The sequence below is a fragment of the Dietzia sp. CH92 genome, from assembly GCF_032248695.1.
Taxonomy (GTDB): Bacteria; Actinomycetota; Actinomycetes; order Mycobacteriales; family Mycobacteriaceae; genus Dietzia.
Map to the genome: position 1 here is coordinate 273,206 of NZ_JAVHXC010000005.1, position 12,611 is coordinate 285,816.

Genomic DNA, 12,611 nt, shown 5'->3' on the forward strand with positions numbered 1-12,611 from the left:
CCACGCCCGTGACCCCGTCCCTGTTCCGCGCCGACGTCGTCCCCGCCGTCGGTGGGTCCGTGGTGCTCGACGGCCCCGAGGGGCGCCACGCCGGGTCGGCGCTGCGGGTCCGTCCCGGCGAGGCGATCCGGGTCGGTGACGGCCGGGGCGCGGTGGCGGACTGCGTGGTGACGACGACGAGCTCCGGCCGCGTCGAGGCCGAGGTCGTCAGCCGGCTGGACGTCCCACGCCCGACCCCGGAGGTCACGGTCGTCCAGGCCCTGCCCAAGTCCGAGCGGTCGGAACTGGCGGTCGAGCTGGCGACGGAGGCCGGAGCTGACCGGATCGTGCCGTGGCAGGCCGAACGCTGCGTGAGTCGCTGGACCGGGCCCAAGGTCGACAAGGGCCGCGCCAAGTGGGCCAACGCCGCGCGGGCCGCCGCCAAGCAGTCGCGACGGGCGTGGGAGCCGGAGATCGGTGACCTGGTGGACTCGACCGCCCTCGCCGCCCTCGTCGCCTCCGAGGTCGACGCCGGTGCCCGCGCCCTCGTCCTGCACGAGGAGGGCGCCACCGGTTTCGCGGACGCGGTGACCGCGGCCGGGCCGGTGCGGCGGGTCCTCGTCGTCGTCGGCCCCGAGGGCGGGGTCTCCGACGCCGAGCTCGGCGCGCTCACCGCCGCCGGCGCCGGCCCCGTGATCCTGGGGCCGGAGGTCCTCCGCACGTCCACCGCCGCGGCGGTGGCCCTGGGCGCGCTCGGCGTTCTCACCCCGAGGTGGTCCGACCCGGGGTCTACACTCGACCCAACCCCTCCACGACACGGGAAGTGATCCACGTAAGCACCGCAGGAAACGACAGCACCGCCGGCGACACCCCCGCCCGCACCGCGGTCCAACTGGACCCGGACCTCGCCATGGCGGTGCTCGGCGCCGCCGACGCCAACCTCCGCGCCCTCGAGGATCTCCTCGCCGCCGACCTGCACGTGCGCGGCGGCACCATGACCATCTCGGGCGACCCTCCCGACGTGGACCGGGCCTCGCGCGTGGTCTCCGACCTGCTGCGGCAGGCGCGCCGGGGGGTGGAGATCACGCCCGCGTCCGTCCGACGCTCGGTGGAGATCCTCGCCGACTCCGGACCGCTCACGCCGGAGGAGGTCCTCGGCACCGACGTCCTCTCCCGGCGCGGCGGCATGATCCGGCCCAAGACGCTGGGACAGAAGCGCTACGTCGACGCGATCGACGACCACACGATCGTGTTCGGCCTCGGACCCGCCGGCACCGGCAAGACCTACCTCGCCATGGCCAAGGCCGTGGCCGCCCTGCGCGCGAAGGAGGTCAGCCGCATCATCCTCACCCGGCCCGCGGTCGAGGCCGGTGAGCGCCTGGGCTACCTGCCCGGCACCCTGCACGAGAAGATCGACCCGTACCTGCGCCCGCTGTACGACTCGCTGCACGACATGATGGATCCCGAGGCCATCCCCAAGCTCATGGCCGCCGGGGTGATCGAGGTGGCGCCCCTGGCCTACATGCGCGGCCGGACCCTCAACGACTCGTTCATCATCCTCGACGAGGCGCAGAACACCACGCCCGAGCAGATGAAGATGTTCCTCACCCGCCTGGGCTTCGGCTCCAAGATCGTCGTCACCGGCGACATCACGCAGATCGACCTGCCCGGCGGGCAACGCTCCGGCCTCAAGGTCGTGCGCGACATCCTCACCGGGGTCGACGACATCCACTTCTCCGAACTGACCTCGCGCGACGTGATCCGCCACGCCCTCGTGGGCCGGATCGTCGACGCCTACGCCAAGCACGAAGCCCGCCTCGAACGAGGCGAGCGACCCGCCACCACACACAGGAACAGGGAGCAGCGCCGACGATGAGTATCGAGGTCGCCAACGAGTCGGGCGTGGAGGTCGACGAGGCAGAACTCATCGACGTGGCCGCGTTCGTGATCGCCCGGATGGACGTCCACCCGGCCGCCGAACTGTCGATCACGCTGGTGGACAAGGACACCATGGCCGATCTCCACGTCACGTGGATGAACCTGCCCGGGCCCACCGACGTGATGAGCTTCCCCATGGACGAGCTCACCCCGGGCGGGCGGCCCGACCTGCCCGAACCCGGCCCCGCGATGCTCGGTGACATCGTCCTGTGCCCGGCGTTCGCCGCCGACCAGGCCGCCAGCTCCGGCCACCCCCTGGCGCACGAACTCGCGCTGCTCACCGTCCACGGGTGCCTGCACCTGCTGGGCTACGACCACGCCGAACCCGCCGAGGAGCGGGAGATGTTCGGCCTGCAGAACGAACTGCTCGGCGAGTGGTACGACCACCGCGACGAGTCCCCGAGAGTGGACGCCTGACGACGTGGACACCACCATCTACACGGCCGTCGCGGCCGTGCTGCTCATCCCCGTCGCCGGACTGTTCGCCGCCCTCGACGCCGCGCTGAGCACGGTCTCCGTCGCGCGCGTCGAGGACATGGCCAAGGACAACCGCTACGGCGCCGCGCGCCTGTCGACGATGCTCCGGGTCCGCCCCCGGTACATCAACGTCACCGTCCTGCTGCACATGATCAGCCTCATCGCCGCCGCGGTGCTGTTCACCGTGGTGTTCGACGAGTTCATCGACTCCCGGGTCTGGGCCCTGGTCACCGCGATCGTGGTCACCACGGTCGCGGCGTACATCGTCGCCGGGGTCGGGCCCCGCACCCTCGGCCGCCAGCACGCGTACACCCTCGCCCTCGGCGCCGCGACGCCGCTGTCCGTGACGGGGGTCGTGCTGGGGCCGATCGCGAGCCTGCTGGTCGGCGTCGGCAACGCCGTCACCCCCGGCGGCGGCTTCCGCAACGGACCGTTCGCCTCGGAGATCGAGCTGCTCGAGATCGTCGACATGGCCCGCGAACGCGGCGTCGTGGCCGACGACGAGTCCCGCATGATCCAGTCCGTGTTCGAGCTGGGCGACACCACCGCCCGCGAGGTCATGACGCCGCGCACCGAGATGGTGTGGATCGAGTCCGACAAGACCGTCGGCCAGGCCGCCCGACTCACCGTGAAGTCCGGGTACTCGCGCATCCCCGTGGTCGACGGCGACAACTCCGACGACGTGGTGGGCGTGGTCTACCTGCGCGACATCGTGGCCCGCCTCGACGACCCGGACGGCCGCGCCGCCCCCGTCGCCGACGTGATGCGTCCGGCGGTGTTCGTCCCGGACGCCAAGCGGATCGACGATCTGCTGGCCGAGATGCAGCGCGACCACAATCACCTGGCGATCCTCGTCGACGAGTACGGCGGCACCGCCGGCCTCGTCTCCATCGAGGACATCCTCGAGGAGATCGTGGGCGAGATCGTCGACGAGTACGACACCACCGAGGTCCCGCCCGTCGAGGACCTGGGCGACGGGCGTCACCGCCTGTCCGCCCGGCTCGGCCTGGACGAGGTCGCGGACCTGTTCGGCATCGAGTTCCCCGACGAGGTCTCCGAGGAGGTCGAGACCATCGGCGGCCTGCTCGCCCTCGAGCTCGGTCGCGTCCCCCTGCCCGGTGCGCACGTGGTCTCCAACGGCCTCGACCTGCGCGCCGAGGGCGGGCACGACCGGCGCGGGCGGGTCAAGGTGGTCACCGTGGTGGCCACACCCCTCGAGACCGACGACGACGACACCGACGACCACCCCCGGCGCGAGGACAACCGATGAGCACTCCCGAGAACTACCGCAGCGGGTTCGTCAGCTTCGTGGGCCGACCCAACACGGGCAAGTCCACCCTGACCAACGCGCTGGTGGGGGAGAAGATCGCGATCACCTCCGCCAAGCCCCAGACCACCCGACACGCCATCCGGGGCATCGTGCACCGGCCCGACGCGCAGATCATCCTCGTCGACACCCCGGGCCTGCACCGGCCCCGCACCCTGCTCGGGGAGCGACTCAACGCCCTCGTCGAGGACACCTACTCCGACGTCGACCTCATCGGCCTGTGCATCCCCGCGGGCGAGCGGATCGGCCCCGGCGACCGGTGGATCCTCGAGCAGGTCCGCAAGCTGTGCCCCACCACGCCGATCCTGGGGCTGGTCACCAAGATCGACACCGTCTCCAAGCAGAAGGTCATGGAGCAGCTCGTCGCCGTCTCGAAGCTGCTCGGCCCGGACTCCGAGGTCGTGCCGGTCTCGGCCGCATCCGGCGAGCAGGTCGACGTGGTGGCGGACGTCATCGCGTCCCTGCTGCCCGAGGGGCCGCAGTTCTACCCCGACGACGTGGTGACCGAGGAGTCCGACGAGACCCGCATGGCCGAGCTCATCCGTGAGGCCGCGCTCGAGGGCGTGCGCGACGAGCTGCCGCACTCGATCGCCGTGACGATCGAGGAGGTCCTCCCGCACGAGGGCCGCGACGACATGGTGGACGTCCACGCCACCGTCTACGTGGAGCGGCAGAGCCAGAAGTCGATCGTGCTGGGCAAGGGCGGGTCCCGCATGCGCGAGGTGGGCACCCGCGCCCGCGCCGGCATCGAGCAGCTGCTCGGCACCAAGGTCTACCTCGACCTGCACGTCAAGGTCCTCAAGGAGTGGCAGCGCGACCCCAAGATGCTGGGGCGCCTCGGCTTCTAGCCCGCCGGTGGGACACTAGGGGTACGCGCACAGTGAGGAGGCCCGGATGCATCCCTTCACCGACACGGGCCTCGTCGTACGCACCTACGACCTCGGCGAGGCCGACCGCATCGTCACCCTGCTGACGCAACGCCACGGCCTCGTGCGCGCCGTGGCCCGCGCCGTCCGCCGCACGCGCTCCCGGATGGGCGCCAGCCTGGAGCCGTTCGCGGTGGTGGAGGTGCAGATCGCCCCGGGCCGCGGCAACAGCGGACTGGGGACAGTCCGGCAGGCCTCCAGCCGCGAATCCCTCGCCCGCCAGCTGGTGGCGGACTATCCCGCGTACACCTCCGGCTGCGTGGTGCTCGAGACCGCGGAACGGCTCGCCGGCGAGGAGGGCGCACCCACACCGCGGCTGCTCGGACTCGCCGTGGGCGCCCTGCACTCGCTCGCCGAACGCCGCCGCGCGCCCGGCCTGGTCGCGGACGCGTTCCTGCTGCGGGCCATGGCCGCCTCCGGCTGGGAACCCGTCCTCGACTGCTGCGTACGCTGTGGCGTCGTGGGCCCGCACCGGGCGTTCCACGTCGCCTCCGGCGGCACCGTGTGCGTGCACTGCCGGCCCCAGGGCTGTGCCATGCTCTCACCCGGCGTCGCCGAGCACCTGTCCGCGCTGCTGGCCGGGCGGTGGGACGCCGTCGCCCTGTCCTCACCGGCGGTGGTGCGACAGGCCTCCGGGATCGCCGCCGCGCACCTGCAGTGGCATCTCGAGCGCGACCTGCGCAGTCTCCCCCTGGTCGACCGCGGTCTGGTCGGCGCCGACACCGAACCCGTCCCACCCGTTGAGGAGCCCCGTGCCCGGACTACCCAGATTCCGTAAGCGTCCCGCCCCGCAGGCGACCACGGTCCGGCCACCGGCCCCGCACCCGTCGGGCGCGCGGCCGCCCGCCATCCCCGCGGAGTTCGTGCCCCGTCACGTCGCGCTGGTCATGGACGGCAACGGCCGTTGGGCGCAGGAGCGCGGACTGCCCCGGACGGAGGGGCACAAGCGCGGTGAGGCCGTGCTCATGGACGTCGTGCAGGGGTGCATCGAGATGGGCATCCCGTACCTGTCGGCGTACGCGTTCTCGACGGAGAACTGGAAGCGCAGCCCGGAGGAGGTCCGGTTCCTCATGGGCTTCAACCGCGACGTCCTGCGCCGCCGCCGCGACGAGATGAACGCTCTCGGTGTCCGGGTGCGGTGGGCCGGGCGGCGGCCGAGGCTGTGGGGATCGGTCATCTCCGAGCTCGAGGAGGCGGAGGAGCTCACCAAGGACAACACGGTCATGACCCTGGCCATGTGCGTGAACTACGGCGGGCGGGCCGAGATCGTCGACGCCGCCCGCGACATCGCCCGCCGCGTGGCCGCCGGCGAGCTCGGGCCCGATGACATCACCGAGGAGAACTTCTCGGACTTCCTCGACGAGCCCGACATGCCGGACGTCGACCTGTTCCTCCGGCCCTCCGGCGAGCTGCGGACCTCCAATTTCCTGCTGTGGCAGAGCGCCTACGCGGAGTTCGTCTTCCAGGACACGCTGTTCCCGGACTTCGACCGTCGTGACCTGTGGGCGGCCTGCCTGGAGTACGCCGAGCGTGACCGTCGCTTCGGCGGCGTCGCCCCGGCCTGACCGGCGCGCGCATTCCGGGCAGGCGCTCCCGCCCGTCGCGCAGCCGCTGCCGCCCGTCGCGCAGCCGCTGCCGTGGATGGCGTCTCGCTCCCGGAGATGCCGCGCAGGCGCTCCCGTCGATGGCGTCTCGCCCCCGCCGATGCGCGCGCGGAAGACAGCCGCGCGCGGGCATGGCGTCTCGCTCCCGCAGATGCCGCGCAGGCGCTCCCGTCGATGGCGTCTCGCCCCCGCCGATGCCGCCCATGCGCTCCCATCGATGGCGTCTCGCCCCCGCCGATGCGCACTCGGAAGACAGCCGCGCGCGGGCATGGCGTCTCGCTCCCGCAGATGCCGCGCAGGCGCTCCCGTCGATGGCGTCTCGCCCCCGCCGATGCGCGCTCGGTGGACAGCCGCGCGCGGGCATGGCGTCTCGCCTGCGCATCGGTACGCGCCGGACGCCATGGAGGCGGGCGGCTGTGTCCGGGCGGCCCGAGCGGGCGGGAGTGGCCGGGTGGGCCGGGCGGGCGGGAGTGGCCGGGTGGGCCGGGCGGGCGGGCGTGGCCGGGTGGGCCGGGCGGGCGGGAGTGGCCGGGTGGGCCGGGCGGGCGGGCGTGGCCGGGTGGGCCGGGCGGGCGGGAGTGGCCGGGTGGGCCGGACCGGCGGCGGCTCAGTCGGCGGCGGCTCAGTCGGCGGCGGCGCCGGCCTCAGGCCCGCCGGCGGCGTCCGCCTCAGTGCACCGCGCGCAGAGGCCGAACAGCTCCACCGTGTGACTGACGTCGGAGAACCCGTGGGCCCGACCCGCGCGGTGCGCCCACACCTCGACGCCCGGCTCTTCGACCTCGACGGTGAACCCGCAGAGTCGGCACACCAGGTGGTGATGGTGCGAGTCCGAGCACTTACGGAAGATCAGTTCACCGGAGTCGGTCCGCAGGACGTCGACCGCGCCGGCGTCGGCCATCGACTGCAGGGTCCGGTACACGGTCGTGAGCCCGATCGTGTCGCCGCGCTCACGCAGCTCGGCGTGAAGATCCTGCGCCGACCGGAATCCCTTGGACTCGTCCAACAACGCGGAGATCGCGCTGCGCTGGCGCGTCGAGCGTATGCCGATGGGCCTGCCGCCTGAGGTCACGGCGTCACTGCTCCCCGGCGTGCCCGACGGCCGCCTCGACGATGTTGAGCAGGTGAGAGTCCAGCAGCTCGTACCGCATCTCTCGGCCCTGGCGATGGGACGAGACGACCCCCGAGGACTTGAGGACGCGGAGGTGCTGACTGACCAGTGGCTGGGTCACGCCCAACGCGTCGACGAGCTCGTGGACACACCGTGGACCCTCCTTGAGCTGGAGGACGATAGCGATACGTAGGGGAGCGGACAGGGCCCTGAGCAGTTCGCCCGCCGCAGACACCACATCGTCCGGCGGGAGGGGGACGGGGACGGCCCGGTGGTCCGCGTCGTGGACGTCCGCGACCGGCGCGGGTCCGGTCGATCGGGGTCCGGCTGCCATCATCTCCACCTTCCGGGCTCGAGGTCGTGCTCGGTCGCCGTCGGCGTCGTGTCGGGTAGGGGACCCCAGTATCCCAGACCGGGGAGGTCGACCGGATACCCTGGTGAGAAGTGCCCGGGCGCCGGCCCGCGCCGAGGTGGTCCACCCCGACACCTCAGCCAACCGACTCACCAAAGGGAGAACCCCCGACGTGGCAGCCTCAGCTTCCGTCATCGACACCGTCGTCAACCTCTGCAAGCGCCGGGGACTGGTGTACCAGTGTGGCGAGATCTACGGCGGGACGCGCTCGGCGTGGGACTACGGCCCACTGGGTGTGGAGCTCAAGGACAACATCAAGAAGCAGTGGTGGCGCACGTTCGTCACGGGCCGTGAGGACGTCGTCGGCCTGGACTCGTCGATCATCCTGCCCCGTCAGGTGTGGCAGGCCTCGGGACACGTCGAGACCTTCACGGACCCGCTGGTGGAGTGCCGCAACTGCCACACCCGGCTGCGTCAGGACCACCTGCAGGAGGCGTACGCCGCCAAGAAGAAGCTCGACTCGGTGGCCGACGCCCCGATGACCGAGATCGCCTGCCCCAACTGTGGCACCAAGGGGCAGTGGACCGACCCGCAGCTGTTCTCCGGCCTCATGAAGACGTTCCTCGGCCCCGTGGACAACGAGACCGGGCTGCACTACCTGCGTCCGGAGACGGCCCAGGGCATCTTCATCAACTACAAGAACGTCATGACCACGGCGCGGCGTAAGCCGCCGTTCGGCATCGGCCAGATCGGCAAGGCGTTCCGCAACGAGATCACGCCCGGCAACTTCATCTTCCGTACGCGCGAGTTCGAGCAGATGGAGATCGAGTTCTTCGTCAAGCCCGACGAGGCCGACGAGTGGTTCAAGCGCTGGGTCGAGGACTGCTGGGACTGGTTCGTGGACCTGGGCATCGACCCGGAGAACATGCGCCGCTTCGACGTTCCCGACGAGGAGCGCGCCCACTACTCGGCGGGCACCATCGACTTCGAGTACAAGTTCGGCTTCTCCGGCAACGAGTGGGGCGAGCTCATGGGCATCGCCAACCGCACGGACTACGACCTGACGCAGCACCAGACCCACTCGGGCGAGGACCTGCAGTACTTCGACCAGGCCTCCGGCGAGAAGTACGTGCCGTACGTCATCGAGCCCAGCTTCGGCCTGACCCGCTCGCTGATGGCGTTCCTCATCGACGCCTACACCGAGGACGAGGCGCCCAACGCCAAGGGCGGCGTGGACACCCGCACGGTGCTCAAGCTCGACCGCCGGCTGGCCCCGATCAAGGCCGCGGTGCTGCCGCTGTCGCGTAACGCCGACCTGTCGCCCAAGGCGCGCGACCTCGCCGCGCAGCTGCGTAAGAACTGGAACGTGGACTTCGACGACGCGCAGGCGATCGGCCGCCGCTACCGCCGCCACGACGAGATCGGCACCCCGTTCTGCATCACCGTCGACTTCGACACGCTCGAGGACCAGGCCGTCACCATCCGGGAGCGGGACACGATGGCGCAGGAGCGCGTGGCGATCGATCAGGTGGAGGGCTACCTCGCCCAGCGCCTGATCGGGTGCTGACGGGCGCCACTGGCACACTGGACGGGTGAGTAGATCCCGGTCCCCGCTCCGCGCGGTGTCCAGGGCCGTCACCTGGGTCCTGGTCATCGCGCTGCTGTCGTGCCTGGTCATCCCGGGCGTCATCGCGTTCCGCGTGTGGCACGTCGCGCGTGTCGACGACCGCACCCCGGCCGACGCGATCGTCGTGCTCGGGGCCGCGCAGTACAACGGGGTGCCGACCCCGGTGTTCCAGGCGCGCCTCGAGCACGCGGCGCTGCTGTTCGACGAGGGCGTCGCGCCGCAGATCATCACGGTCGGGGGGAGCCAACCTGGTGACCTGTACACGGAGGCCGGCTCGGGACGTGCCTACCTGACCAGGCTCGGGGTGCCGCCGGAGGTCATCCTGGCGGTGGAGACCGGCACCAACACCGAGGGCAGCCTCGACGCCGTCGCCCAGACCGTGCGCGACCAGGGCGGGCAGTCGGTCGTCCTGGTCAGCGACCCCACCCACTCGTACCGTTCGCGGATGATGGCCCGGGACGCCGGCCTGGACGCCTGGACCTCGCCCACGCGGCACGGACCGGCGGTGTGGACGCGGGAGAACCAGATCATGAGCATCATCCGCGAGACCGGCGCGGTGCTCTGGTACCAGTACCACCGGATCGTCGGCAGCGAAGTGGACTTCCCGGGATGAGCCGGTGACCGCGGGACGACGGGGCGGCGACGCCCGGAGGAGACGGGGATGACGGGATACGCGTACGACGCCGCGGACGCCGAGCGGCGCGTGGACGAGGGGGTCGGCCGCGGGCGGGGCAAGGCCAGTGAGCGCAGCCCGTTCGACCGTGACCGTGCGCGCGTCCTGCACTCGGCGGCGCTTCGTCGGCTCGCCGACAAGACGCAGGTGGTGGGGCCCGGGGACGGGGACACGCCCCGCACCCGTCTGACCCATTCGCTGGAGGTCGCGCAGATCTCGCGCAGCATCGCGGCGGGTCTGGGCTGTGACCCCGATCTGGCGGACCTCGCGGGTCTGAGCCACGACATCGGCCACCCGCCCTACGGGCACAACGGGGAGCGGGCGCTGGACGAGGTCGCCCGTTCGTTCGGCGGTTACGAGGGCAACGCGCAGACGGTCCGGATCCTGTCCCGGCTGGAGCCCAAGGTCGTGGATGCCGACGGCCGCGGGGTGGGGCTGAACCTCACCCGCGCCGCGCTGGACGCCGCCACCAAGTATCCGTGGCTGCCGCGGGAGGGGACCCGCAAGTTCGGCGCCTATGCCGACGACGCGGACACGCTGGCGTGGATCCGGCAGGGCGCGCCCGGGGACACCCGCTGCCTGGAGGCCCAGATCATGGACTTCTCCGACGACGTGGCCTATTCGGTGCACGACGTCGAGGACGCGATCGTCGCGGGTCGGCTCGACCTGCGATCGCTGTCCGACCGCTCTGAGGTCGCGGCGCTCGCCGAGCTCGGCGCGGCGGAGTTCCGCGGGCCGGACGCCGATGAGCTGGAGCAGGCGGCGGGCCGGCTGGGGTCACTCGAGGTGGTCCGGGCGGCGCAGCCGTTCGAGGAGAGTTTCGCCGGGTTCGTCGCGCTCAAGGCGCTGACCAGTGAGCTGGTGGGCCGCTTCGTGATGCCCGCGATCCACGCGACCCGCGAGGTGCACGGCGCGCGGCCGCACGGCCGCTACAGTGCGGACCTCGAGGTGCCGGTGGAGGTGGAGGCCGAGGTCGTCATGCTCAAGACGATGGCCGTGCGGTACGTGATGAGCGACCCGGGGCACCGCCTGCGTCAGGACCGGCAGCGCGACCGGATCCACCGGGTGGCGGAGTTCCTGGCGCAGTCCGCGCCGGCGGGCCTGGATCCGGTACTGCGGCCGCTCTGGGACTCGGCGCCCGACGACGCGGCGAAGATGCGGGTGATCGTCGACCAGATCGCGCTGTACACGGAGAGTCGGCTCGAGCGGGTCGATCGCGCGAGCGCGGGGATCCAGGCCGCCTGGGGCTGAGCCGCTCAGCCGACCGCGCGGGCGACCTCGTCCACCAGCCGGTCCACCCCCACCTCGTCGAGGCTCGAGCCGGGGGTGAAGCCGGTGCGTACCACCACGAGGTCGGCTGAGGGCACCACCACGATGTACTGCCCGTCGTGGCCGGAGGCCCAGTAGGCATCGGGCGGCATCCGGTCGAATCTCAGCGGATCCCCGTCCGCGGCCCGGTTGAGCCACCACTGGGCGCCGTACGGTTCGGGTTCGCCGCCCGCCGCGACAGGCGTGGTCGCGTAGTCCATCCAGCCCTCCGGGAGCAGCCGTTGCCCGTCGACCTGGCCGCCGTCCAGAACGAACTGGCCGAATCGGGCCCAGTCGCGCGGCGTGGCCCACAGGTACGAGCTGCACACGGACCGGCCGGACGCGTCGGCCTCGAGTACGGCGCTGCGCATGCCGAGTGGTCGGAACAGGAGCTCCTCGGCCATCTCGGGCCCCATCCCGGTGCGTTCGTGCAGCAGGTCGCACACGATGTTGGTGGTGCCGGAGGAGTACTGGCGGAAATCGCCCGGGGCGTGCGCCGGTGGCCGGGACGCGGCGTAACCGGCCATGTCGGGCTCGAGATAGAGCATCCTGGTCACGGGGGTGCCGAGCTCGTATTCCTCGTCCCATTCCAGGCCGGAGGTCATCCGCAGGAGGTGGTCCAGGGAGATCTGCGCCCTCTCGTCGGTCCACTCGGGGCGTAGTCCGGTGGCGGCGGGGTCGAGGTCGGCGTCGGGGAACTCCAGCCGGGCGCGCCCGACGAGCGTCGAGGCGACGCTCTTGGCCATGGACCAGCCGAGCTGGCGGGTGTCGGGGCCGAAGCCGGCGGCGTACCACTCGGCGAGGATCTCGCCCCGGTGGACGACGACGAGGCCCCGCGTCCCCTCGTGTGCGGCGGTGTCTTCCAGGGCCGCGGCGACCTCGGCGGGGGCGTCGGTCGCCTCCACCAGTCGGACTCCCGGTCCGGCGTCCCGCGCCGCGGCCGGGGAAGGCGGCGCGTCGCCGGCCCCCGCGGCCCGGCCCCCGAGGGCACATCCGTGTTCGGAGACGTGGGCGGTCTGTCGGAAACCCACCCCGAGCACGGAGGTGGTGGCGGTTCCGGTCTCCTCGTCGATCCCGGTGCGCAGGTAGGGCACGAGGGGATTGGGCGGCAGGTCGGCCTCGACGTCCTGCCGTCCCACGAGGAAGTGCAGGGCGCAGGCGTTGTGGGCGGCGTAGCCGGTGCCGGTGAGCAGCAGGGGGCGGAAGTGCACGCCCGCGGCCACGACGGCGGCCGCGAGAAGGGCCAGTACGGCGAGGGCCGCGATGAGGACTTTCCGCCGACGTGTCATGGA

At 72.0% G+C, this 12,611-nt stretch carries 13 protein-coding genes; 10 read left to right on the forward strand and 3 right to left on the reverse strand.

Features of this window, described 5'->3' with window-relative positions; translation table 11 throughout:
* Nucleotides 1–8 precede the first annotated feature (8 nt).
* Genes RWK90_RS12515 through RWK90_RS12545 form a run of 7 tightly spaced genes read left to right on the forward strand, consistent with a single transcriptional unit; the run spans nucleotide 9 to nucleotide 6,212 of the window.
* On the forward strand, nucleotides 9–806 hold the full coding sequence (locus RWK90_RS12515) for a 16S rRNA (uracil(1498)-N(3))-methyltransferase (protein WP_314037952.1): 798 nt from the start codon (nucleotides 9–11) through the stop codon (nucleotides 804–806).
* A complete protein-coding gene (locus RWK90_RS12520; RefSeq protein WP_314037953.1) occupies nucleotides 803–1,855 on the forward strand; it encodes a PhoH family protein in 1,053 nt (350 codons plus the stop codon). Before RWK90_RS12515 ends, RWK90_RS12520 begins: the two co-directional genes overlap by 4 nt.
* On the forward strand, nucleotides 1,852–2,334 hold the full coding sequence (gene ybeY, locus RWK90_RS12525) for an rRNA maturation RNase YbeY (protein WP_007626431.1): 483 nt from the start codon (nucleotides 1,852–1,854) through the stop codon (nucleotides 2,332–2,334). Before RWK90_RS12520 ends, ybeY begins: the two co-directional genes overlap by 4 nt.
* Nucleotides 2,335–2,338: 4 nt before the next feature.
* Entirely contained in the window at nucleotides 2,339–3,664 is a 1,326-nt protein-coding gene (locus RWK90_RS12530; RefSeq protein WP_314037954.1) for a hemolysin family protein, read from the forward strand.
* On the forward strand, nucleotides 3,661–4,569 hold the full coding sequence (era, locus tag RWK90_RS12535) for a GTPase Era (RefSeq protein ID WP_314037955.1): 909 nt from the start codon (nucleotides 3,661–3,663) through the stop codon (nucleotides 4,567–4,569). The genes RWK90_RS12530 and era overlap by 4 nt, the downstream gene beginning before the upstream one ends.
* 46 nt (nucleotides 4,570–4,615) lie before the next feature.
* Nucleotides 4,616–5,425 carry a DNA repair protein RecO gene (recO, locus tag RWK90_RS12540; RefSeq protein WP_314037956.1) on the forward strand — a complete coding sequence of 270 codons (810 nt, stop codon included), beginning with the start codon at nucleotides 4,616–4,618 and terminating at the stop codon, nucleotides 5,423–5,425.
* Complete coding sequence (locus RWK90_RS12545) at nucleotides 5,400–6,212, forward strand: isoprenyl transferase (RefSeq protein WP_314037957.1); 813 nt, start codon at nucleotides 5,400–5,402, stop codon at nucleotides 6,210–6,212. Before recO ends, RWK90_RS12545 begins: the two co-directional genes overlap by 26 nt.
* Before the next feature lie 661 nt (nucleotides 6,213–6,873).
* Here the strand turns inward: RWK90_RS12545 and RWK90_RS12550 are convergent.
* Nucleotides 6,874–7,320, reverse strand: coding sequence for a Fur family transcriptional regulator (locus RWK90_RS12550; RefSeq protein WP_314037958.1), 447 nt, complete (start codon nucleotides 7,318–7,320; stop codon nucleotides 6,874–6,876).
* A gap of 4 nt (nucleotides 7,321–7,324) precedes the next feature.
* Entirely contained in the window at nucleotides 7,325–7,696 is a 372-nt protein-coding gene (locus RWK90_RS12555; protein WP_396230332.1) for an ArsR/SmtB family transcription factor, read from the reverse strand.
* Nucleotides 7,697–7,883: 187 nt separating this feature from the next.
* On the opposite strand from RWK90_RS12555, the gene RWK90_RS12560 reads away from it, so the two are divergent.
* The 3 genes from RWK90_RS12560 to RWK90_RS12570 are packed head-to-tail and all read left to right on the forward strand — an operon-like array spanning nucleotide 7,884 to nucleotide 11,262.
* The gene (locus RWK90_RS12560) at nucleotides 7,884–9,278 is read left to right on the forward strand and encodes a glycine--tRNA ligase (protein WP_314037960.1); all 1,395 of its coding nucleotides are present in this window, start codon (nucleotides 7,884–7,886) and stop codon (nucleotides 9,276–9,278) included.
* 55 nt (nucleotides 9,279–9,333) lie between these two features.
* A complete protein-coding gene (locus RWK90_RS12565; protein ID WP_314038000.1) occupies nucleotides 9,334–9,951 on the forward strand; it encodes a YdcF family protein in 618 nt (205 codons plus the stop codon).
* 48 nt (nucleotides 9,952–9,999) lie between these two features.
* Nucleotides 10,000–11,262 (forward strand): deoxyguanosinetriphosphate triphosphohydrolase, encoded by a 1,263-nt coding sequence (locus RWK90_RS12570; protein ID WP_314037961.1) that lies wholly within the window; start codon nucleotides 10,000–10,002, stop codon nucleotides 11,260–11,262.
* A 5-nt stretch (nucleotides 11,263–11,267) separates the two neighbouring features.
* Here RWK90_RS12570 and RWK90_RS12575 read toward each other — a convergent pair whose 3' ends face one another.
* Nucleotides 11,268–12,608: a serine hydrolase gene (locus RWK90_RS12575; protein WP_314037962.1), complete on the reverse strand. Its 1,341-nt coding sequence runs from the start codon at nucleotides 12,606–12,608 to the stop codon at nucleotides 11,268–11,270.
* Nucleotides 12,609–12,611: the final 3 nt, after the last annotated feature.

Bases quoted from the DNA above. Each gene is read 5' to 3' on its own strand.
- ybeY (WP_007626431.1), top strand. From the start codon at position 1,852: ATGAGTATCGAGGTCGCCAACGAGTCGGGCGTGGAGGTCGACGAGGCA.
- RWK90_RS12575 (WP_314037962.1), bottom strand. From the start codon at position 12,608: ATGACACGTCGGCGGAAAGTCCTCATCGCGGCCCTCGCCGTACTGGCC.
- era (WP_314037955.1), top strand. From the start codon at position 3,661: ATGAGCACTCCCGAGAACTACCGCAGCGGGTTCGTCAGCTTCGTGGGC.
- RWK90_RS12555 (WP_396230332.1), bottom strand. From the start codon at position 7,696: ATGATGGCAGCCGGACCCCGATCGACCGGACCCGCGCCGGTCGCGGAC.
- recO (WP_314037956.1), top strand. From the start codon at position 4,616: ATGCATCCCTTCACCGACACGGGCCTCGTCGTACGCACCTACGACCTC.
- RWK90_RS12570 (WP_314037961.1), top strand. From the start codon at position 10,000: ATGACGGGATACGCGTACGACGCCGCGGACGCCGAGCGGCGCGTGGAC.